This window comes from Methylobacterium sp. Leaf93, assembly GCF_001422345.1.
GTDB classification, from domain to species: domain Bacteria; phylum Pseudomonadota; class Alphaproteobacteria; order Rhizobiales; family Beijerinckiaceae; genus Methylobacterium; species Methylobacterium bullatum.
In genome coordinates this window covers 121,366-142,548 of sequence record NZ_LMMS01000031.1, presented here as the reverse complement: position 1 = coordinate 142,548, position 21,183 = coordinate 121,366, and the positions used below count along the sequence as shown (strand labels likewise).

Annotated in this window: 22 protein-coding genes; 11 read left to right on the top strand and 11 right to left on the bottom strand. The window is 66.6% G+C overall.

The window, feature by feature from the left end:
• The 3 genes from ASF26_RS21515 to ASF26_RS21505 form a co-directional block, all read right to left on the bottom strand.
• On the bottom strand, positions 1–1,278 hold the full coding sequence (locus tag ASF26_RS21515; RefSeq protein ID WP_056259171.1) for an HlyD family efflux transporter periplasmic adaptor subunit: 1,278 nt from the start codon (positions 1,276–1,278) through the stop codon (positions 1–3).
• A gap of 129 nt (positions 1,279–1,407) precedes the next feature.
• Positions 1,408–1,611 carry a hypothetical protein gene (locus ASF26_RS21510; RefSeq protein WP_018045605.1) on the bottom strand — a complete coding sequence of 68 codons (204 nt, stop codon included), beginning with the start codon at positions 1,609–1,611 and terminating at the stop codon, positions 1,408–1,410.
• A 69-nt stretch (positions 1,612–1,680) separates the two neighbouring features.
• Positions 1,681–1,884 (bottom strand): hypothetical protein, encoded by a 204-nt coding sequence (locus ASF26_RS21505; RefSeq protein ID WP_018045604.1) that lies wholly within the window; start codon positions 1,882–1,884, stop codon positions 1,681–1,683.
• 799 nt (positions 1,885–2,683) lie between these two features.
• Between ASF26_RS21505 and ASF26_RS21500 the strand changes: the two genes are divergently transcribed.
• A complete protein-coding gene (locus ASF26_RS21500; protein ID WP_056259168.1) occupies positions 2,684–3,580 on the top strand; it encodes an AraC family transcriptional regulator in 897 nt (298 codons plus the stop codon).
• 457 nt (positions 3,581–4,037) lie between these two features.
• On the opposite strand, the gene mepA is transcribed toward ASF26_RS21500, so the two are convergent.
• The 6 genes from mepA to ASF26_RS21470 all read right to left on the bottom strand — a co-directional run bounded on the left by mepA (position 4,038) and on the right by ASF26_RS21470 (position 7,663).
• Positions 4,038–4,967 (bottom strand): penicillin-insensitive murein endopeptidase, encoded by a 930-nt coding sequence (gene mepA, locus ASF26_RS21495; protein ID WP_018045601.1) that lies wholly within the window; start codon positions 4,965–4,967, stop codon positions 4,038–4,040.
• A gap of 46 nt (positions 4,968–5,013) precedes the next feature.
• The gene (locus tag ASF26_RS21490; protein ID WP_244476025.1) at positions 5,014–5,547 is read right to left on the bottom strand and encodes a hypothetical protein; all 534 of its coding nucleotides are present in this window, start codon (positions 5,545–5,547) and stop codon (positions 5,014–5,016) included.
• A 111-nt stretch (positions 5,548–5,658) separates the two neighbouring features.
• Positions 5,659–5,973 carry a DUF2293 domain-containing protein gene (locus ASF26_RS21485; RefSeq protein WP_056259163.1) on the bottom strand — a complete coding sequence of 105 codons (315 nt, stop codon included), beginning with the start codon at positions 5,971–5,973 and terminating at the stop codon, positions 5,659–5,661.
• A 22-nt stretch (positions 5,974–5,995) separates the two neighbouring features.
• A complete protein-coding gene (locus ASF26_RS21480) occupies positions 5,996–6,499 on the bottom strand; it encodes a TIGR00645 family protein (protein ID WP_018045598.1) in 504 nt (167 codons plus the stop codon).
• Between the two features lie 85 nt (positions 6,500–6,584).
• Positions 6,585–7,244 carry a peptide-methionine (S)-S-oxide reductase MsrA gene (gene msrA, locus ASF26_RS21475; RefSeq protein ID WP_056259159.1) on the bottom strand — a complete coding sequence of 220 codons (660 nt, stop codon included), beginning with the start codon at positions 7,242–7,244 and terminating at the stop codon, positions 6,585–6,587.
• A 98-nt stretch (positions 7,245–7,342) separates the two neighbouring features.
• Entirely contained in the window at positions 7,343–7,663 is a 321-nt protein-coding gene (locus ASF26_RS21470) for a hypothetical protein (protein WP_056259156.1), read from the bottom strand.
• A 179-nt stretch (positions 7,664–7,842) separates the two neighbouring features.
• Here ASF26_RS21470 and ASF26_RS21465 point away from each other — a divergent pair, with 179 nt between their 5' ends.
• Both ASF26_RS21465 and ASF26_RS23595 read left to right on the top strand, forming a co-directional pair.
• Complete coding sequence (locus ASF26_RS21465) at positions 7,843–8,535, top strand: HAD family hydrolase (protein ID WP_056259152.1); 693 nt, start codon at positions 7,843–7,845, stop codon at positions 8,533–8,535.
• A 425-nt stretch (positions 8,536–8,960) separates the two neighbouring features.
• On the top strand, positions 8,961–9,290 hold the full coding sequence (locus ASF26_RS23595) for a hypothetical protein (protein WP_244476038.1): 330 nt from the start codon (positions 8,961–8,963) through the stop codon (positions 9,288–9,290).
• 50 nt (positions 9,291–9,340) lie between these two features.
• Here the strand turns inward: ASF26_RS23595 and ASF26_RS21455 are convergent, their stop codons facing one another.
• Positions 9,341–10,246 (bottom strand): GlxA family transcriptional regulator, encoded by a 906-nt coding sequence (locus ASF26_RS21455; RefSeq protein WP_244476037.1) that lies wholly within the window; start codon positions 10,244–10,246, stop codon positions 9,341–9,343.
• Positions 10,247–10,468: 222 nt separating this feature from the next.
• Between ASF26_RS21455 and ASF26_RS21450 the strand changes: the two genes are divergently transcribed.
• The 4 genes from ASF26_RS21450 to ASF26_RS21435 are packed head-to-tail and all read left to right on the top strand — an operon-like array spanning position 10,469 to position 15,682.
• Positions 10,469–11,719, top strand: coding sequence for a sarcosine oxidase subunit beta family protein (locus tag ASF26_RS21450; protein ID WP_056259143.1), 1,251 nt, complete (start codon positions 10,469–10,471; stop codon positions 11,717–11,719).
• Positions 11,720–11,749: 30 nt separating this feature from the next.
• Positions 11,750–12,037: a sarcosine oxidase subunit delta gene (locus ASF26_RS21445; RefSeq protein WP_056259140.1), complete on the top strand. Its 288-nt coding sequence runs from the start codon at positions 11,750–11,752 to the stop codon at positions 12,035–12,037.
• A complete protein-coding gene (locus ASF26_RS21440) occupies positions 12,034–15,072 on the top strand; it encodes a sarcosine oxidase subunit alpha family protein (RefSeq protein WP_056259138.1) in 3,039 nt (1,012 codons plus the stop codon). The genes ASF26_RS21445 and ASF26_RS21440 overlap by 4 nt, the downstream gene beginning before the upstream one ends.
• Positions 15,065–15,682 carry a sarcosine oxidase subunit gamma family protein gene (locus ASF26_RS21435; RefSeq protein ID WP_056259135.1) on the top strand — a complete coding sequence of 206 codons (618 nt, stop codon included), beginning with the start codon at positions 15,065–15,067 and terminating at the stop codon, positions 15,680–15,682. Before ASF26_RS21440 ends, ASF26_RS21435 begins: the two co-directional genes overlap by 8 nt.
• Before the next feature lie 14 nt (positions 15,683–15,696).
• Here ASF26_RS21435 and ASF26_RS21430 read toward each other — a convergent pair whose 3' ends face one another.
• Positions 15,697–16,302: an XRE family transcriptional regulator gene (locus tag ASF26_RS21430; RefSeq protein WP_056141207.1), complete on the bottom strand. Its 606-nt coding sequence runs from the start codon at positions 16,300–16,302 to the stop codon at positions 15,697–15,699.
• Between the two features lie 427 nt (positions 16,303–16,729).
• Here ASF26_RS21430 and ASF26_RS21425 point away from each other — a divergent pair, with 427 nt between their 5' ends.
• From ASF26_RS21425 to glnT, 4 genes are all read left to right on the top strand, one after another.
• Positions 16,730–17,623: a glutamine amidotransferase family protein gene (locus ASF26_RS21425; protein ID WP_056259133.1), complete on the top strand. Its 894-nt coding sequence runs from the start codon at positions 16,730–16,732 to the stop codon at positions 17,621–17,623.
• Positions 17,623–18,312: a protein glxC gene (locus tag ASF26_RS21420; protein ID WP_056259130.1), complete on the top strand. Its 690-nt coding sequence runs from the start codon at positions 17,623–17,625 to the stop codon at positions 18,310–18,312. Before ASF26_RS21425 ends, ASF26_RS21420 begins: the two co-directional genes overlap by 1 nt.
• Positions 18,312–19,673, top strand: a complete 1,362-nt coding sequence (locus ASF26_RS21415; RefSeq protein ID WP_018045583.1) for an FMN-binding glutamate synthase family protein — start codon at positions 18,312–18,314, stop codon at positions 19,671–19,673. Before ASF26_RS21420 ends, ASF26_RS21415 begins: the two co-directional genes overlap by 1 nt.
• Positions 19,674–19,760: 87 nt before the next feature.
• Positions 19,761–21,059 (top strand): type III glutamate--ammonia ligase, encoded by a 1,299-nt coding sequence (glnT, locus tag ASF26_RS21410; protein WP_056164085.1) that lies wholly within the window; start codon positions 19,761–19,763, stop codon positions 21,057–21,059.
• Positions 21,060–21,183 lie beyond the last annotated feature (124 nt).

Below are 21,183 nucleotides of genomic sequence, written 5' to 3'. Positions count from 1 at the left end.
TCATCCGCCGCGGGTCACGAGATCGACGCTGCGCTTGACCCGATAGAGCGGGTCGAGAAGCCATCGGTAGAGGGGGCGCTTCTCCAGGGCGATGTCGGCCTCGACCCTCATCCCGGCTTCCAGACGGCGGCTCTCGCCATAGGCGATCACGCTGTTCTCGTCCGGCCGCACGATGATGCGGTAGATGCCGTCGCCGTTCTTCGCCTTGGCGCCGGCGGCTTCCGGCAGGTCGGCGGCCTCCAGGGGCGCGCGGGTCACCTCCGAGACGGTGCCGCGATAGAGGCCGAAGCGTTGGAAGGGGAAGGCCGCATAGCGCAGCATCACCGCCTCCCCCGTATCGATGAAGCCGATGGCGGAGGATTCCACGAACAGGTTCGCCTGCAGCCTACCCTCGCTCGGCAGCAGGGTGAGCAGCGTGGCACCCGCCCCCACGCCCTGGCCGGCCTGGACCCGGATGGAGGTGAGGATGCCCTTCTCCGGCGCCCGCACCTCGATGGCCCGGCGGGCCTCGCTCTCGGCCCGCTGCTGCTCCAACTGGGCGGCGGTGCGCTCCATCTCGGCGAGGTCGCGGGCGAGCTTGTCGTCGAAGGTGGCGAGCGTCGCCTGCAACTCGCCGACCTTGCCCATGAGCTGCAGGCGCGAATTGCGGAACTGGGCAAGCTGGGAACTCGCCTGCAGGTAGAGGTAGTTCTGGTTCTGGAGGTCGGCCGAGCGGGCAAATCCGTCGCTCACCGCCTTGGCGAGGACATCGACCCGCTCTTTCAGCGGCGGCACCAGCTTCTCCTGCAACTGGACCTGCTCCTCCAATTGCCGCGACTGGGATTGGAGGTTGTCGATCTGCTCGGCGAGCGAGCGCTTCTCGGTGGCCGCCATGGCCGACCGCAACCGAGATTGCGCCTCGATCGTCTCCTTCTGCCGGGCCAGCTGATCGATGATGCGCTGCTGGGTCGGGCCGTTGGCTGAGACGGCGTCGAGGTCGAGCGTGTAGAGAAGCTGGCCCTGCACGACCCGGTCCCCCTCCTTCACCCCCGAGGCGCTGACGCGTCCGGCCACCGGGCTCGCCACGGTGATGAGACCCACATCCGGTGTGAGCATGCCGAAGGCGTGGATACGGCGGGTGTAGGTGCCGAAGACCACGTACAGGATTGCCGCGATGGTGATCAGGATCGTGATCGCGGTCATCAGCCGGATTGAGAGCGGCTGCACGATCTGGGCTTCGCCCAACCAGGAATCCTGGCGCGCTCGGGCGACCTCTGCGCGAAAAAGCGGCGACGTCATCGGGTTCGGCGGTCCTCCTAGCCCAAGGGCGGCGTAGTTCGATGTTGAGGCGTCTTATGCACGAGAAGCGCGGCGGGCCTACTGGCCCGCCGCGCTTATTCACCGATCAGGATTGATGCGGATAAGTGCTCAGTGGCCGCCGAGGAGGCCGCCGACCGCGCCGAGAAGACCGCCGACGAGGCCGCTCACCAAGCCACCCACCTGACCGACCACGCCGGAAACGGCGCCGAGTTCGCTGGACAGGTCGAGGTCCAGGCCGAGGGACAGGCCGCCGCCGACGGCGTCGAGTTCGGTGGCGTCGAGTTCGCGGATGGTGTCGAGGTTCTGGGTCATGTCACATCTCCAAGATTAGGCGGCGCGTTCGCTTCGCGCCACGCCGAGAAATCGGGTTGGCGGGCCGGGCTACTTGCCGCCCAGGAGGCCACCAACGGCGCCGAGCAGGCCACCGACGAGACCGCCGACCAAACCGCCGACTTGGTCGATTGTGCCCGAAACGGCACCGAGTTCACTCGAAAGGTCGAGGTCGAGACCCAGGGAGAGGCCGCCGCCGACCGCATCGAGCTCGGATGCATCGAGGGTGCGGATGGTGTCATTCGTCTTAGACATTCATTCTCTCCAGAGTGTATTCGGTACGTCGATCTTTTTCTCTTGTCTATGTTTGAAAGCATTCGGTCTTGCTTTCTGTTATCCAGACTACACGCTCAGAATCGTCCATCAACCCTCAATTTCGACCTTCTTGCCTGAGGTCGCCCCTTGGTGAGCTTTGTTGTCGATTGATGACGGCGTGGCTGTTTCTTCGGCTACGGTCGGCGAAGGTCTGATTTTCCTCACCAAGTTTGCTGGAATTTGGCGATTCTTGCTGAGGACGAGGCAAGGGTTGGAATTCTGTATTTTCCTAATCAAAACACTGATAAACATCATGTTTTCTGAATTGTCTGACAATTTGTCGCAGGTAAATCAATCGGCAAAGTGAGGCTTGACTGTGTGGAATTTGCTTCCCCTCCTATCGGCTTAGGCGACAACAATGATCTGCGGCCCCCGCAGCGAGGCGGTCCGAGGGCGGTAAGTCTTATTATAGATTTGACAAAGGGCAGTCGCATTGCCCGAGGAGGCCGTGGCAGTCACCGTCAGCGGGCTAGGCTGAGCGACAAAGGCAAGACATTTCACAATAGGCCTTGTCGCGTCGGATGCAGGTTCATTGGATCTCACCCTTGCGTGCTGCATCGCTTTGCACGAAAGTGCAGATCGAACGGCTTGCGGTGGCGGTTGTTCGTCAAAGCGGCTCATCGCCGATCAAATGCCCGAACTGGGCGCTCGAGGACGGGGCCTTTCGAGACGAGTTTCTTGCGATCGTCCGGGAGACGGGCCGCCAATGGGAGTTTTCGCATGCATCATGATCGCGTGAATGCGGATTGATCAGAGCGAATGCGGTTGCACGATCGAACTCGACGGTGAGATCGAGGCTGTGCTCCAGACCAGTGCGGGCCTCGGGTGGTCCGGCATCGGCTTCAGCGACATCATGCTCGGCAGCCAGGGGACGGTGTCCATCGTCCAGCAAGGCATCCACTTCGCCCTGTCGCTGGCGCCGCCGAGTCAGCGCTTTCTCTGGTCGGGCCAGACTTACAATTTCTCGGAGGACAACATCATCGTCCTCGAGCCGGGGGCTGCCGTGGTCGAGAGTTGGACCGGGCCGTTCCGTACGCTGACACTGAGACTGGCCCCGGAGGCCGTCGAGCGCATCACCGACGCCTCCCTCACCAAGACACAGATCCGGACCCAGTTCGTTCCGTCGCGCTCGCAGATCGCGGTGAGCCATCTGTTGCAAGCCGTGTCGGCCGACCTGGAGACGGGATGCTCCACCGGGCCATTGTTGGTGGAAAGCGTCTCGGCGACGCTGCTGCAGTTGTTCTCAGGCGGTGAAGCGATGCCCCGCCGCGCCGGCCCCACGCTGACGTCGGCACAGGCCGCGACCCTTCGCGAATTGATCCTCTCCCGCCTCGCTGAACCGCTGAGCCTGCAACACTTGGCGGACGCCGTCGGCACCAGCGTCGGCCATCTCGTTCGCGCCTTCAAGACATCCTTTGGCGTGACGCCCTATCAGTTCATCCTGCGGGAGCGGGTGAACCGGGCGCAGGACCTGATTGCCAGCGGGACATTGAGCCTGAGCGAGATCGTGCCCCTGGCGGGGTTCAACGATGCGAGCCAGATGTCGAAGACCTTCCGCCGTCTCACGGGGCAGCCGCCACGTGCCTACTTGCGCCGCGCGCGCGAGACCTGGCCCCTCGGCCCGTCGAACGGTTAAGTCTCCCCGCGAGGAGTTCCGGCTGCGCCCCCGATTCTTCAGCGGTCGGGGCGATCAGCATCGTTCTTGACTGCCCCCCGACCCCCAGGCTGTCCTTCGGGATGCGATCGTTTTCGACGAGTTGCCTCGACGGTGAAACCGATGCGGCGGTGATGGCGGCCCTGTCCGGCACGCGCATGCTCATGCTGACCGCGCGCCGTCTGACGAATCTGGCCGGGCCGGATGCTGTCCATGTCATGGACGAAACCCGGCTGATCGCTTCGGGACCACCCGATATTGTCTTGCCGAGGACCACAGTGGAACCGGCCCGTTCGATTGTGGGACTCCGAATGAGGGACGGTGCGGCCGCAATGCAGGACCGCATGGCCTATCCGGCCTGCCGTTCCGGATCCCCGCCCGTCAACACTGTGTCGCGGTACAGCGGTCCATGTTCCTGGCCCGCAGAACCGTAGCGCTCTCACCGGGCCTTCAGCACCACCCGGCAGGCGGCGGGAAGGGCCGCCATGGTCATCGGCGGCTTGGGCCTCACCGGCTTCGTCGATTTCGGAGGGTTCAGCACCGCGTCGCTAAACCAATAGGCGAGTTCCTCGCCACAGCCGTCGCCGGGGGGCGGCGGGGCCTGATCCCCGCACTGATCATCGCCGGCCGGGCAAGAGAGGCGAATATGGTAGTGGTAATTGTGCCCGTACATCGGGCGAACCTTGTTGAGCCAGGAGCGGTCGCCACCCGCTCCCCGACACAGGGCCTTCTTGATCGCCGGGTTCACGAAGAGGCGCGCGACTTCTGGCTGCTGTGCCGTGAGGCGGATCAGCTTGAGGTGTTCCGGCGTCCAGACCTGCGGATCGATGTCGAGGCGGTCCGTGCGCACCACGTTGGTGGCCGAGGTCTCCTCGCGCTCCGCGCGTGTCATGCGGTGGTTTGGCATCGGTGTCAGCCAGATATCCGCGTCGAGGCCGAGCTGGTGGGAGGCGTGGCCGGTGAGCATCGGTCCGCCGCGAGGCTGGGACATGTCGCCGACGAGAAGGCCGTTCCAACCGACGCTAGGAGCCTTGGCCGCCAGCCGCTCGATGAAATCCACGAGGTTCGGCGTGCCCCACATCCGGTTGCGTGAGAGGCGCATCACCTGCCAGTTCTGTCCGTCCTGGGCCAGCGCCTCGCCGCCGGAGAAGCATCCCTTGGCATAGGATCCGTAGGGTCTTGCAGGACCGGGAGCCGGCGTCGTTGCCCGCCCGAACAGGGCTTTGGCCGGTGTCGAGGGCGCGTCGGGATTGTCCAGTGGCGGGAGGGGCTTGGGGTTCACACTGCCCCTGTCCTGGGCCTGTGCGGCCCCTCCGCAGGCGAGGAAGGCGAGGGCCGCGAGGCGGAACGAGCGTAAGGTCAGGTGCATGGCGCCAACCTAGTCCATCGGCCGTCGGGCCGTCGAGAGCTCTCGGCTATTCCGCCGGCGAGACCGAGATCTTGATCGAGTTCGATTTCGCGCCGCTGACGACGATGAGAATGGGCGTGGTGCCGAACTGGAACCGGACGCTCTTCGAGACGCCCGGACATCCGGGCCGCATCGTGCTGGCCACGGGTTTGCGCGTCGTCGTGCCGTCCTGGCTCACGTCGATCCAGGCATTGTCCGACAGGGTCACCTGATACAGGCCGGGCGTAACGACGGGCGGTATCCGCAGGCTGCCGCCGAATGTGCCGGGATTCGGCTCCCGCGAGGGCACGAAGGGAAGATCGGCCTCGGCGATTGGCATGAGTGCCAGGACGGCGCCCGGCATTTCTGCGGAGAGGGTCGCGCCGGAATCGAGCCGGGGGAGAGAAGGCGCTTCGAACCAGGCCTGCTCCCGCAGGATCGGCCAGTCGAACGAGGTGCAGGCGGCCGGATCGGCGACCTGTTGGGCCGACGCGCTATCGGCGGCGAGACCCGCGCCGGATGCGAGCACCAGGCCGGCGATGATCGGGAGCATTCTGCGCATGGCCACTGTCCTGTGAACGGTCGCGGCCCCCTCGACCGTGAGAACGGTGCCGCGACCGGAAAGGTTTCCCGCGGTTGTCCGCTTCGGGGGGGGGCAGTGCGGACCCTGTGATCACTCGTCGTCCGGTTGCTCAACGTCCTCGGACACGGTTCGGCGTACGCCCCAGCCGCGCAACGTTTCGTTGAGCTCGTCGAGGACGAAATGGCGGGCGCTGTCGCGGTCGTAGCCTTCGTCGAGATAGGAATCGTACTCGGTGAAGACGTGGCGGGCAAAGGCGACGAGGGCGAGCCAGGCCGCGTTCTCGGGGCTCGCGTTCCGCAGCCCCGGACTTGTCAGCGCCCGGGAAAGGACGGAATCCGTCTCGAAAGCGGGCAGGCGCGGAGCGAGGATCCGAAGCGCTTCGCAGACGGCGTCCGCGCGGGTCATCGCGGCATCTCCCGGGAAGCGCCTACTTGTCGTGGTGGCCGGCGGCGATCCGGTCCGTGAGGGCCATCAGGATTCCGGAGACGACGAAGACCATGTGAAGACCGACGAGCCAGTACAATTCGCGGTCCGGCGTCGCCTTGATGTCCATGAAGGCTTTCAGCAGCGAGATCGCCGAGATGGCGACGATCGAGGACATCAGCTTCAGCTTCAGCCCGGTGAAGTCGATCGTCCCCATCCATTCGGGCCAGTCCTTGTGGTCCGTATGATCGATCTTCGAGACGAAGTTCTCGTAGCCTGAGAACATCACGATGATGAGCAGCGACGCGGTGAAGGACAGATCCACCAGGGTCAGCACGCCGAGAATGATCTGCGACTCGGTGGCACTCCACATGTGCAGGACGAAATGGGCGAGTTCCTGCAGCAGCTTGACCAGAAGTACGACGATGCCGATTCCGAGCGCCGCGTAGAAGGGCGCCAGCAGCCAGCGGCACGCGAAGAGCACGCGTTCGAAAACCTGTTCGATCATCCGTCTCGAATCCCCCGCCCGATCGGGCGGGGTTTGGCATGTGCGGCCAAGCTCGACAAGCGGTGAGCTTGGCGGGCGAAGCACCTCAGGCGGCGACCCCGGTTCCGATCGGACAGGTCACGCCGGTCCCGCCGACACCGCAATAGCCCGCAGGGTTCTTGGCGAGGTATTGCTGATGGTAGCCTTCGGCGAAATAGAACGCATCGAGCGGCTTGATCTCGGTGGTGATCTCGCCAAAGCCCCGGGCCTTCAGGGCTTCTCCGTAGGCCGCGCGGACGCTTCTGGCCGTCTCGGCCTGAGCCTCGTTCGCCGTGTAGATTCCCGAGCGGTATTGCGTGCCGACATCGTTGCCCTGGCGCATGCCCTGGGTCGGGTCATGGCTCTCGAAGAACGTCTTGAGTACCGCCTCCAGGGGGCGCACGGCCGGATCATAGACGACGAGGACCACCTCGTTATGCCCAGTCATGCCCGAGCAGACCTCCTCGTAAGTCGGGTTGGGCGTGAAGCCGCCGGCATAGCCCACCGCCGTCACGACGATTCCATCCGGCAATTGCCAGAACTTGCGCTCGGTGCCCCAGAAGCAGCCGAGCCCGAGGACGATCTGCTCGCTTCCCTCTGGATAAGGCCCCTTCAGGGAATGGCCATTAACGAAATGAGTGTCCGTGGTGGGGAGCGGCGTCGCGCGGCCAGGCAGCGCGTCGGCGGCACTCGGCATTTCGGGACGCTTGCGGAAGAACTGGAGCATCGGGGCCTCCGTGAGAGGGCGGGATGTCCCCTATATGGGGTGCCGGACCGTCTTCCTGAATGCCCCGTGGCGAAACGGCATGCCTTACGGTCGAGGTGTCAGGGCCGACTGAGAAAGCCGATCGGCTCGCGGGGCGGCTGGCCGAGCCAAAGCAGGAAGGCCCCGAGACCGAGGCCGAGGAGGCAGGCGGGGGCCAGAGTGAGCGGCAGGACGAGGGCTTGCCACAGCCATGGGGCCACGCTCTCCACCGAGCCCTGGAGCGCACTCCCGCGCTCCTTGAACAGCGTCATCAGAAGGTCGCTCAGGTTGGTGACGCGGACGCCGTTATTGGCGATCGAGCGCGCGCCATCGTAGACGAGGCCGACGAAGCCCGCCGCGAGGACGACATATCCGAGGAGGCGGCTTAGGAAGCGGAGCATCGCGGCTTGCACACACGCCGGCTCCCGTGCCGGCCCTGCGGGATTAGGGGGCGCCGTCGCGAGGCGCAAGGTCTCCGAGGCACACGCCGTCCCGGCAGCCAGCGCGCATCGGCCGCCATTGCGCGCCGTGACGGCTCCGTGGCACAGCCCGTCCCAGCCATTTCCAGCGGACCATCGCCTTGCCGACCGAACCCGAAACTTCCACCGGACTGGTGATCTTCGATTGCGACGGCGTGCTGGTCGACAGCGAGCCGCTGAGCCTCGGGACACTGACGGCGGGGCTCAACCAGATCGGCGTCGCCATCGATGTGGATACGGTGAGGGAGCGCTTCGCCGGCACGTCGATGACGTCGATCATGGGACATATCGAGCGCGATTACGGGATCGCCGCACCCGACGGCTTCGTCGAGGCGGTGAAGGCCGAAACCCTTCGTGCCTTCGACCGCGACCTGCGCGCCATGGAGGGGATCGCCCTGGCGGTGCGGGCGCTCGAGCTTCCGAGCTGCGTCGCGTCCAGCAGCGATCCGGCGCGGCTTGCCCATTCACTCGGCCTCACCGGTCTGCTGCCCCTGTTCGAGGGCCGCATTTTCTCGGCGACCATGGTCTCCCGCGGTAAGCCGGCGCCCGACCTGTTCCTCCTTGCCGCCGCCGAGATGGGCGTCGCCCCTGGTCGCTGCCTCGTGGTGGAGGACAGCGTGCCCGGAGTCATGGCGGCGCGTGCTGCCGGAATGCGCGTCCTCGGCTTCACCGGCGGCGGCCATTGGCTGCATGACGCCACGGGGGCGGACCTGATCGCGGCCGGGGCCGAACGGGTCTATGGACATCATCGCGACCTCGCCGGCCTGATCGAGCGCCCCGCAGTGTCGGCCTGACCTCGGCTCGTCCCGAAGAAACCGCCTGCGCTCCGTTGATCTGCGCGTCATTCATGCCATGAGGGCGCATGCATTCGGAAGATGCATCCGTTGACGAAGCGGAGGACTGCTATCATTCTATAGGTGCGGTTGTGGTCCGTATGGGCCGATCCGCCGCGGTGATTTGAAGTGTGTAGCTTGCGCCGCGTCATCAAACGCTAAAGCACTGCGGAGCGCTCGCGCCTCGTGGTCCTTCATCGAAAGGATGACTTGCCGTGATTGATCGAACCTCCTTCCAAGCTCTTCTGCATGCCTGCTCCGGCTGTCGATGCTGACCGACCCGTCAGATCGAGCCGCTTTCAGCAGATGGCCCTCGGGCCGCGTCAGGAGTTCACGACACCATGCCCCATCTCCACCAGGACGACGCTCATCGGGCGTTGAATCGATTGCACACGCCTGATGCCCGGGCGGATCATCTCCAGGCCCGTGCCCGCAACCGCCTTCATGCCGCCCCGCCGCCGCGGGTGATCGAAATTGGCGACGTGACGGCCGGGATTGCCGTGCCCGAACGAGGTGGCGTGCGGTTCTTCTCGTCCGGACGCGATTTCGACCCTCTCGATGGGCTCGTCTTCCCTAGCGTCGAGAAGGCCGCCAAGGCGGCTCAGGACCGTCTCGCGGCTCGTCGCGCGCCGCGCAGGCACACCGCCTCGCCCCACTCCGATCATGTCCGGCCCGACGTGGCCTTCGACCTTCATCGGACGGCGTACGCCCGCTGAGCCTTCGCTCCTCTCGAAGGCGGGCGTTCCGGCAGGGACGCCCGCCCCTCTTACGCCGCGTCGACGCGGCTCGACGGAGGCGTGGCCTTCAAGCGCCGCCGGCGCTCGGCCCGGGCGAGTTCTGCCGCGTTGGCAAACCCCGTCGCCATGGCAATGGCGGCCGAACTCAGCGCGCTCTCGCGGCGGAGCTGATGGGCCCGGTCGAGCCGCAGGGCGAGATAATGCTGGTGAAGACTGATACCGATCCGGTTTCTGAAGAGCAGCTCGAGTTGGCGGATCGACACGCGGGCGAGTTCGGCCAGGCCCTGCCGCGAAAGCGGCGTTTCCAGATTGGTTTCCATTGCGGCGAGGACCCGTAGAAGGCGCGGGTCACGCACCCCGATCCGCAGGCGCAGGTCCATCCTCTGCGGGCTCAGGCCCTCCCGGATCTGGTTGTGCAAAAACCAGTCGCTGACGCCGTTGGCGAGGCCCGGACCGTGGTCGCGCTCGATCAGGTTGAGCATCAGGTCGAGGGCGGCGATGCCGCCCGAGCAGGTGATCCGATCGTCCTGGATCTCGAACAGGGAGCGCACGACCTCGATCTCCGGGTAGCGTTCCTCGAAGGCGGGAACATGCTCCCAGTGGAGCGTGCAACGGCGCCCCGTCAGCAGACCCGCGCGGGCGAGCAGGTAAGGCCCTCCGGAAATGCCGCCGAGCGTGATCCCACGCCGGGCGAGATGGCGAAGCCAAGCGGTCAAGGCGGGGTCGTCGAAGGCGGCGGGGTTTCCGCCCGCACAGACGAAGACCCGATCGGCGTCGAGTTTGGTGTCTCCGACATCGACATCCGGCAGGATCGCGATTCCGTTCGAAGCCTGGACGGCGCCTCCACCGGGTGCCGCATGCCACCAGCGGTAGACTTCGCTGTCCAAGAGTGTGTTGGCCGCCCGCATGGGCTCGACCGCGGCCGCATAGGACATGAGCGGAAAGCCGGGCAGCAGGATGAAGCCGACGGTCAGCGGCTTCGGCTTTTCCGGCGCGGCGGTGTTCCGGTCCAAACGTGAAGGAGTGGGAGCTGGGGGGCGGATGCTCATTTCTGCGCGAATTGTCCGAATGACGTCGCAAAATGCAAGGGGCGCTGGCTCGCGATAAGCTACCGATGAGGCTCACACGCCGCAGCCAGCCCCGGAGCATGTCCCGCCATGCACTATTCCCTCCTCAGCGTCCTGGGTCAGGCCCTGCGCGGCCAGCGCGATTGGAAGCTCCAATGGCGCGATGCCGCGCCCAAGGCCGAGTATGATGTCGTCATCGTCGGCGGCGGCGGCCACGGCCTCGCGACCGCCTATTACCTCGCCAAGGAGCACGGCATCACCAACGTGGCCGTTCTGGAGAAGAGCCATGTTGGCTCCGGCAATGTCGGGCGCAACACCACCATCGTCCGCTCGAATTACGGGCTCGCCGGGAACATCCCGTTCTACGAACGGTCGATGAAGCTCTGGGAGGGGCTGGAGCAGGACATTAACTACAACGCCATGGTGAGCCAGCGTGGCGTGCTGAATCTCTACCATTCGGACGCGCAACGCGATGCCTATGCCCGGCGCGGCAACGCCATGCGGATGGCGGGCATCGATGCCGAACTCCTCGACCGAGAGGGGGTTCGGGGAATGGTGCCGTTCATCGATTTCGACAATGCGCGCTTTCCCGTGAAGGGCGGTCTCCTTCAGCGCCGGGGCGGCACCGTGCGCCACGACGCCGTGGCCTGGGGCTACGCCCGCGCAGCCAGCGACCGGGGCGTCGACATCGTCCAGAACTGCGCCGTCACCGGCATCCGTCGCGAGAACGGGCGAGTGGTCGGGGTCGAGACGAGCCGTGGCTTCATCCGGGCGAAGAAGGTCGCGCTCTCGGTGGCGGGCTCGTCATCGCTGCTGGCCTCCATGGCTGATCTGCGCCTGCCGATCGAGAGCCACGTGCTCCAGGCTTTCGTCAGCGAGGGCGTGAAGCCCCTCATCGACACGGTGATGACCTTCGGGGCCGGACATTTCTACGTCAGCCAGTCGGACAAGGGCGGCCTCGTCTTCGGCGGCGATATCGATGGCTACAATTCCTACGCCCAGCGCGGCAACCTCGCGACGATCGAGGACGTGATGGAGGGCGGCATGGCCCTGTGGCCGGGCCTCGGGCGCCTGCGCCTGCTGCGGCACTGGGGCGGGATCATGGACATGTCCATGGACGGCAGCCCGATCATCGACCGTACACCGATCGATGGCCTCTATCTCAATGCGGGCTGGTGCTACGGCGGCTTCAAGGCGACCCCGGCGGCGGGGTTCTGCTTTGCCCATCTCATCGCCCGCGACACCTCGCATGAGGACGCCGCCGCCTACCGACTCGACCGCTTCGCCACCGGCCATCTCATCGACGAGAAGGGCATGGGCGCCCAGCCGAACCTCCATTGAGCGCGGATCTGGATTGAGGGAACGACGATCATGCGTATCCGATGCCCCTATTGCGGGCCCCGCGACAACGGCGAGTTCAGCTATCTCGGCGACGCCGCGCCGATCCGGCCCGACGGCATGGAGGTGCCTCCCGCCGCCATGCACGACTACGTCTACCTGCGCAACAACCCGGCCGGCCCCCATCGCGAGCTCTGGTATCACGGCGCCGGCTGCCGCTCCTGGCTCGTGGTCGATCGAGACACGCGCACCCACGAGATCACCGGGGTGTCCTCCGCCCGCGACGTCGCGCTGAGCCGCCGGACAGGAGAGGTCGCATGACCACGATCACCCTTCGGGACACCGCCTCCCCAAGCGGCACCTCCCCGGCAACGGCCGTTGGGCAGGGCTTTCGTACCGCGACCAGCGGCATGATCGACCGGCGCCGCCCCCTGGACTTCACCTTCGACGGCCAGCGCTACAGCGGTTTCCAGGGTGATACCCTGGCCTCGGCGCTGTTGGCCAACGGCGTGCGGCTCGTGGGCCGGTCGTTCAAGTACCACCGCCCGCGCGGCATCCTCACCGCCGGTTCGGAGGAGCCCAACGCCCTCGTCGAACTGCGCTCGGGTGCGCGCCGGGAGCCGAACACCCGCGCCACCGTGGCCGAACTCTATGAGGGTCTGGAGGCGTCGAGCCAGAATCGCTGGCCGTCGCTGAAATACGACGCCCTCTCGGTCAACGCCCTGGCGGCGCCGGTCTTCGCGGCGGGCTTCTACTACAAGACCTTGATGTGGCCGGCCGCTCTGTGGGAGAAGCTCTACGAGCCGATGATCCGCCGCGCCGCCGGCCTCGGCCGGGCCGCCCATGCGCCGGATCCCGACACCTACGACAAGGCCTTCGCGTTCTGCGACGTGCTGGTCATCGGGGCAGGACCGGCCGGGCTTGCCGCGGCCCTGGCCGCCGGACGGTCGGGCGCGCGTGTCATCCTCGTCGACGAGGATCACCGGACGGGCGGACGCCTCCTCGCCGACCGGCGCGAGATCGCCGGTCGATCGGGCGCGGACTGGGCAGCCGATACCCTCGCCGAACTGGCGAGCATGCCGGACGTGCGCATTCTGAGCCGGACCACGCTGTTCGGGGTCTACGATCACGGAGCCTACGGGGCGGTCGAGCGCGTCGGCGATCATCTCGCCGTGCCTCCCGCCCATGCGCCGCGCCAGCGCATGTGGCGGATCACGGCAAAGCAGGCCATCCTCGCCGCCGGAGCCATCGAGCGTCCGCACGTCTTCGGCGGCAACGACCGGCCCGGCGTGATGCTGGCCGGTGCGGTGCGGACCTACCTCAACCGATACGGCGTGCTGCCTGGCCGGGCCGTCGCGATCTTTACTTCGGGCGATGACGGCTGGCGCACCGTGGCCGATGTCGTCGCGGCCGGCGGGCAAGTCGCGGCCGTGATCGATTCCCGCGCCTCGGTGCGGGCCGAGCTGCGCCGGGCGGCCGAGGCCGTCGGCGCGCAGGTAATCTGTGACGGTTACGTCACCGGCACGAAGGGGCATCTCGGCCTGGAGGCGATCGAGGTGGTGGACACCTATGGCAGCCGCCAGACCATCGCCTGCGACTGCCTTGCCATGGCCAATGGCTGGAACCCGATCGTGCATCTCGATTCGCATCTGTCGCGGCGCCCGGTTTGGGACGAGGCGATCCATGCCTTCGTGCCGGGTGCGCTTCCCTCCGGTATGGTGGCCGTCGGGGCGGCGGGCGGGGCCTTCACCCTCGACTCCTGCCTGGAGACCGGCGGACGGGCCGGTGCGGAGGCCGCCTCAGCCTGCGGATTTGCCGGCGCCGCGCCCGAGACCCCGAAGACCGATCCCGAGAGCATCGCCCATACGCCGCTCTGGCGCGTGCCGGTCTCGAAGGGCAAGGCCTTCGTCGATTTCCAGAACGACGTGGCCGCCTCCGATGTGGAACTCGCCCATCGCGAGGGCTTCCGCGCGGTGGAACTGCTGAAGCGCTACACCACCCTCGGCATGGCCACCGATCAGGGCAAGACCTCGAACCTCGCCGGGCTCGGAATCATGGCGGAGCTCACCGGCCAGCCGGTCGCGAGCGTCGGCACCACGATGTTCCGGCCGCCCTTCACCCCCGTCGCCATCGGCGCCTTCGCCGGGCATCACCGGGGCAAGGATTTCCGCTCGACCCGGTACGTCCCGTCCCATGCCTGGTGCGAGGAGCAGGGGGCGGTCTTCGTGGAGACCGGCCTGTGGCTTCGTCCGGCCTATTTCCCCAAGGCCGGCGAGAAAGACTGGCTGGAAACGGTCAATCGCGAGGTGAACACCGTGCGCGCCCATGTGGGCGTCTGCGACGTGACGACGTTGGGCAAGATCGACATCCAGGGCCGGGACGCCCTCGCTCTCATCGAGCGGGTCTGTGCCAATCCGTTCGGCACGCTACCCGTGGGCAAGGCACGCTACGCCGTACTCCTGCGCGAGGACGGTTTCGTCCTGGACGACGGCACCATCGCGCGGCTGCGCGAGAGCCATTTCGTGATGACGGCCTCCACGGCCAACGCCGCGAAGGTCATGCAGCACCTCGAATTCTGCCATCAATGGCTGTGGCCTGAACTCGACGTGCAGATGGTCTCGGTGAGCGAGCAATGGGCGCAATACGCCGTGGCCGGACCGCGCGCTCGCGACACGTTACGGGGAATCGTCGATCCCGGTTTCGACCTGTCGAACGAGGCCTTCCCCTTCCTGGCCTGCGCCGACGTCACGGTGGGCGGGGGCATCCCCGCGCGGCTGTTCCGCATCTCATTCTCGGGCGAACTCGCCTACGAACTCGCTGTGCCGGCCGCCTATGGCGATGCCGCGTGGCGCGCGATCATGACGGCCGGCTCGGCCCACGGCATCACCGCCTACGGCTCGGAGGCGCTCTCGGTGATGCGCATCGAGAAGGGTCACGCCGCCGGCGCCGAGATCAACGGCCAGACGACGGCGCGCGACATCGGCCTTGGCGGCATGCTCGCCAAGAAGAAGGACTATATCGGCCGCCTGATGAAGGAGCGCCCGGCCCTCGTCGATCCCGAGCGGCCGATCCTCGTGGGTTTCCGCCCGGTCGACCGCAGCCAGCGCCTACGCGCGGGGGCACGTTTCCTCGCCGTCGGCGCCGCCCCGAGCCTCGCGGCCGATGAGGGCACCATGACCTCGGTCGCCTATTCACCGAGCCTCGGCCACTGGATCGGGCTCGGCCTGATCCGCCGCGGCCCCGAGCGCCATGGGACACGGGTGCGCGCCTACGATCCGGTGCGCGACGGGGATATCGAAGTCGAGATCTGCTCACCGGTCTTCGTCGACCCGAAAGAGGAGAAGCTGCGTGTCTGATGCTATCGAGACGACATGGCGGCCGAGAAGTGCCTGGGCGGGAATCGCACCGGTTGGTCGGCACGGACGTCCGGGCGTAGAGCCCGGCCTCCGTCTGACCCTGCGCGAGGAATTCGGCCTCGCGACGCTGATCGCGGTGAAGGGCCGGACCGACGCCCTGCGGCAAGTCTTGGACGAGCGCTTCGGCTGGTCGCTGCCCGATACCGGTACCGCCAGCCTGACGGGAGAGCGGGGATTGGTCTGGTCCGGACCGGATCAATGGCTCGCGCTGTTCGAGACGCGGAGGGAGATGGCCGGCCTCGTCCAGGCCTTGCAGGGGCTCGCTGCGGTCACGGATCAGAGCGACGCCCGCGCGATCGTCCGCGTGTCCGGGCCGGACGCCCGCGCGTTCCTCGCCAAGGGCCTCGCCATCGACCTTCATCCCCGTGCCTTCCAGCCGGGGCAGGTCGCCGTCACCGCCCTTGCGCATATGGGCGCGCAGGTCTGGCAGCGGGACACTTCCCCCACCTATGATCTCGCCGTGGCACGCAGCTTCGCCGGCAGCGTCTGGTCGTGGCTGAGCCATGCCGCGGACGAGTTCGGCTACGACGTGCGCTGCTCGACGCCTTGAGCCGAGGCGGTGGTTCAGCCGCGCGGGTAGACGATGATGGACAGGTAGGTCATCGGCGTCTTGATCAGTTTGGCCGGCCCGTGGGACGCCGCCGAATCGAACAGCAGCGAGTCTCCCGGCTGCAGCGTGTAATCGTGCTTGTCGTGACGATAGACGACTTCGCCGGTCAGCATATAGATGAACTCGGTCCCCGCATGCCGAAACCCGGTATAGGATTCGGCATCGTTTTCCAGTGTGATCAGGTAGGGCTCGACGACGATTTCACCGCGCAGGCCCGCCCCCAGAAGCTCGTAGAGATGGCCGGCTTTCGTCCCGCGCCGCTCGATGACGACACCCTGTCCGCGCTTGACGAAGGAGCAGTCGCGGCTCTCCTCGAAAGCCGAGAACAGCACGGTGATGGGCACGTTCAAGGCCTTCGCGACGGCATTGATCGACGACAGGGACGGTGAGATCTGCCCGTTCTCCATCTTGGAGATCATGCCCGGCGAGATCCCGGCGGCTGTTCCAAGATCAACTACGGAGAGGTCCCGCTCGCGACGCAGGTGCCGGATCTGGTGGCCCAATGCCCGCTCGAGGCTTCGTTCCTGATCGGTCGGTGCATTGGAGGCAGTGTTCAGCATCGTTTCCAAGCAATCTCATCGCAACGTCGGTCGTTCGAAAGCACGTCTCGTTCCTCGGCACCGCCGATTCCATCACGACAGGTCGTCGATCTCCAGCGAGGAGCGATCGCCACGGACCTTTCGCAGGCGCGTCGGCTCTCGCCGAAGAGGGCGCGAGGTTGGCGGCCATGTCTCCGTCGAGGAAGTGTAAGTCCTCAGGCCGTGCATGACTATGTGGCATCACGAGCGGTCATCGCGATGCGTGGAGCATGCTGCCGGTGCGCCGGAACCCCGATCCGTTGCACTCTCTATCTCCATGCGCTCCAGAGCCCAGCGACCGCCCGCCTACCGTGTTTCTTTTGAAGAAATAATTGTTCCCAAGATTGACCCCTGCGGGTGATCCGTGCGACCAGTCCTTTCAAGGGACGGGTCGGCGTGGAGACCAAGTATGTGCGGTATTGTCGGGTTGTTTCTGAAGAATCCTGATCTGGAGCCTCGTCTGGGGTCTCTGCTGTCGACGATGCTCGAGACGATGACGGGGCGTGGTCCGGACAGTGCTGGTTTTGCCGTCTACGGAGCCGACGGGGCCGGGGTGAAGCTGACCCTGCGTGGAACCGACAAGGCAACGCTCGCCGACGCTGTCGCCCGCCTCGAGAGCCGGCTGAGACGCGGCGTCGAGGCGGTGGCGCGCGACACCCATACGGTGATCGACGTTCCGGCGGCTCTGGAGGGCGACGTGCGTGGCTTTCTTCGTGCCGAGGCGCCGGGCATCGACGTGGTCAGTGCCGGCCGGCGGATGGAAATCTACAAGGAGGTCGGGCTGCCAGCCGCCGTCGCCGCGCGGTTCGATCTCGCCGGCATGACCGGCACCCATGGCATCGGCCATACCCGCATGGCCACCGAGAGCGCGGTCACCACCAACGGCGCGCACCCGTTCTCCACCGGCACCGATGAATGCTTGGTCCATAACGGCTCACTGTCGAACCACAACGACATGCGCCGCCGCCTCGAGCGCGAGGGCCTCACCTTCGCCACCAAGAACGACACCGAGGTCGCCGCCGGCTACCTGAGCTGGCGCATGCGCGAGGGCGCCTCTCTCAAGCAGGCCCTAGAATCGAGCCTATCGGATCTCGATGGCTTCTTCACCTTCGTGGTCGGCACCGAGACGGGCTTTGCCGTGGTGCGCGATCCCATCGCCTGCAAGCCTGCGGTGATGGCCGAGACCGACGATTACGTGGCGTTCGGCTCCGAGTACCGGGCCCTCGTGGGTCTGCCCGGGATCGCCTCCGCCCGCGTCTTCGAACCCGAACCCGCCAAGGTCTACGCCTGGGAGCGTCACTGATGTCGTCCTACGATCTCAACCAGGCGCCCCTGCGCGACCTCAACCGGGCATTGCACGCCCTGCGCCCCGACACCAACGAGACCCACTGGACCATCACCGGTCCGGATGGCCGCCACGCCATCGCGGTGGGCCTCGATGCGCCGATCTCCGTCGAGATCGAGGGGAATGTCGGCTATTACTGCGCCGGCATGAACAAGCTCGCGAGTGTCGTGATCAACGGCAATGCGGGCGTAGGTGTCGCCGAGAACATGATGTCGGGCTTCGTCCATGTACGCGGCGACGTCAGCCAGTCGGCCGGCGCCACGGCGCATGGCGGCCTCCTCGTGGTCGACGGCAATGCGGGCGCGCGCTGCGGCATCTCGATGAAGGGGATCGACATCGTCGTGAAGGGCTCGATCGGCCACATGTCGGCCTTCATGGCCCAGGCCGGAACCCTCACCGTGCTCGGCGATGCCGGCGAGGCTCTGGGCGATTCCCTCTACGAGGCGCGGCTCTACGTGCGCGGCTCGGTCAATAGCCTGGGCGCCGATTGCATCGAGAAGGAGATGCGCGACGAGCACCGCGAGCAGCTCTACGCCAAGCTCCAGGCCGCCGGCCTCGCCGGCGAGGTCAGCCCGTCGGAGTTCCGGCGCTACGGCTCCGCCCGCCGCCTCTATCATTTCAACGTCGACAACGCCGGAGCCTACTGATGGCCGAGACTCCCAAGGACCCGACCCTCAAGGATGCGCGTCCCCTGCCGCGCACCAAGCCCCGCTTCTCGGCGACCTTCACCCCCGACGTGATGTCGGAGATCCGCCGCGCCGCCGCCACCGGCATCTACGATATCCGGGGCGCTGGGGCGAAGCGCAAGCTGCCGCATTTCGACGACCTCCTGTTCCTCGGCGCCTCGATCAGCCGATACCCGCTGGAGGGCTATCGCGAGCGCTGCGGCACCGAGGTTGTGCTGGGCGCGCGCTTCGCCTCCAAGCCGATCCACCTCAAGACCCCGATCACCATCGCGGGGATGAGCTTCGGCTCGCTCTCGGCCCAGGCCAAGGAAGCGCTCGGGCGCGGGGCGACGCTGGCCGGCACCTCGACCACCACCGGCGACGGCGGCATGACGCAGGAGGAGCGCGGGCATTCGCAGACGCTGGTCTACCAGTACCTGCCCTCGCGCTACGGGATGAACCCGGACGACCTGCGCAAGGCGGACGCGATCGAGATCGTCATCGGCCAGGGCGCCAAGCCCGGTGGCGGCGGCATGCTGCTCGGCCAGAAGATCACCGAGCGTGTCGCCGGCATGCGCTGCCTGCCCCCGGGCGTCGACCAGCGTTCGGCCTGCCGCCACCCGGACTGGACCGGGCCGGACGACCTCGAGATCAAGATCGAGGAACTGCGTGAGATCACCGATGGTGAGAAGCCGATCTACGTGAAGGTCGGCGCCTCGCGGCCCTATTACGACACAGCGCTCGCCGCGAAGTCCGGCGCCGACGTAGTGGTGCTGGATGGCATGCAGGGCGGCACGGCAGCGACGCAGGACGTGTTCATCGAGCATGTCGGCATCCCGATCCTGGCGGCGATCCGCCCCGCGGTGCAGGCGTTGCAGGATCTCGGCCTGCACCGGAAGGTGCAGCTCGTGGTCTCGGGCGGCATCCGCTCGGGAGCCGATGTGGCCAAGGCCCTGGCGCTTGGCGCCGACGCCGTCGCCATCGGCACGGCGGCGCTCATCGCTCTGGGCGACAACGATCCGCGCTGGGAGGCCGACTATCAGGCCCTTGGCACCACCGCCGGAGCCTACGATGATTGGCACGAGGGCAAGGATCCCGCCGGTATCACCACGCAGGATCCGGAACTCGCCAAGCGCCTCGACCCCGTCCTCGCCGGGCGGCGGCTGGCCAACTACCTCGCCGTGATGACCCTGGAGGCGCAGACCATCGCGCGCGCCTGCGGCAAGAGCCACCTGCACAACCTCGAACCCGAGGACCTGGTGGCGCTCACCATCGAGGCCGCCGCCATGGCGCAGGTGCCGATGGCCGGCACGGGCTGGATTCCGGGCAAGACCGGCTTCTGAGCACAACGAAGGGCCGTCCCACGGGGGCGGCCTTTCCCTTCGACAGCACGGCCGAGCGGGCCGCCCGATTCAACGCAGGGTGACGCCATGAACACGGATCTCGAAACCGTCGCGAAAGAGCGCGGCATCAAGTACTTCCTCGTCTCCTACACGGACCTGTTCGGCACGCAGCGCGCCAAGCTCGTCCCGGCGGCTGCCATCGCCAGCACCTGTAGGAACGGCGCCGGGTTCGCAGGCTTCGCCACCTGGCTCGACATGAGCCCGGCCGATGCCGACCTCCTCGCCGTGCCCGATGCTGCCGGCCTGATCCAGCTGCCCTGGAAGCCGGAGGTTGGCTGGCTGCCCGCCGACCTCGTAATGGGCGGCAAGCCCGTGGAGCAGGGGCCACGCAACATCCTCAAGCGCCTGATCGCCGAGGCGGCCCGCGACGGATTGCAGATGAAGACGGGGGTGGAGTGCGAATTCTTCCTGATCACGCCGGACGGGTCCGAGCCGGCGGACATGGCCGACCGGCAGATGAAGCCGTGCTACGACCAGTCGGCCCTCATGCGCCGCTACGACGTGATCACCGAGATCTGCGACGCGATGCTGGAACTCGGCTGGAAGCCGTACCAGAACGACCACGAGGACGCGAACGGGCAGTTCGAGATGAACTGGGACTACGACGACGCCCTGGTCACCGCCGATCGGCACGCCTTCTTCAAGTACATGACCCGCTCGATCGCCGAGAAGCACGGCCTGCGCGCGACCTTCATGCCCAAGCCCTTCATGGACCTGACCGGCTCCGGCTGCCACGCCCACGTTTCGCTCTGGAGGGGCGACCGCAACGTCTTCGCCGATGCGTCGGACGAGATCGGAATGTCGCGGGAGGGCTATCACTTCATCGGCGGTCTCATCCACTCCGCCGATGCGCTGGCCGCCATCACCAACCCGTGCGTGAATTCCTACAAGCGCATCAATGCCCCGCGCACCACGTCCGGTGCGACCTGGGCACCCAACACCGTGACTTATACGGGCAACAACCGCACCCACATGATCCGCATCCCCGATGGCGGGCGCTTCGAGTTCCGCCTCGCCGACGGTGCGGCCAATCCCTACCTGCTCCAGGCGGGTCTCCTCGCCGCCGGCCTCGACGGCCTGCGCAACCGCCGCGATCCGGGCCAGCGCCTCGACATCAACATGTACACGGACGGCCATACGGTTGAGGGCGTCAAGTGTCTGCCGCTCAACATGCTCGACGCCATGCGGGCCCTCGAGAAATGCGACGTGCTCAACGAGGCCTTGGGCTCGTTCGTGCCGAGCTATCTCAAGCTCAAGACCGAGGAATGGAACGCCTATTCGCGCCACCTCACCCAGTGGGAACGCGACACCACGCTCGATTGCTGAAGCCTGGACCACCCGCCGGTCCCGGTGGAGAAATTCGCGCGAGCTGCCCCCGCCCTCGCGCGGACGAGGTTCCCGGCCGAAGGGATTCCGGCGGGATCATGCTTGATTAGAACCACAGTGAAGG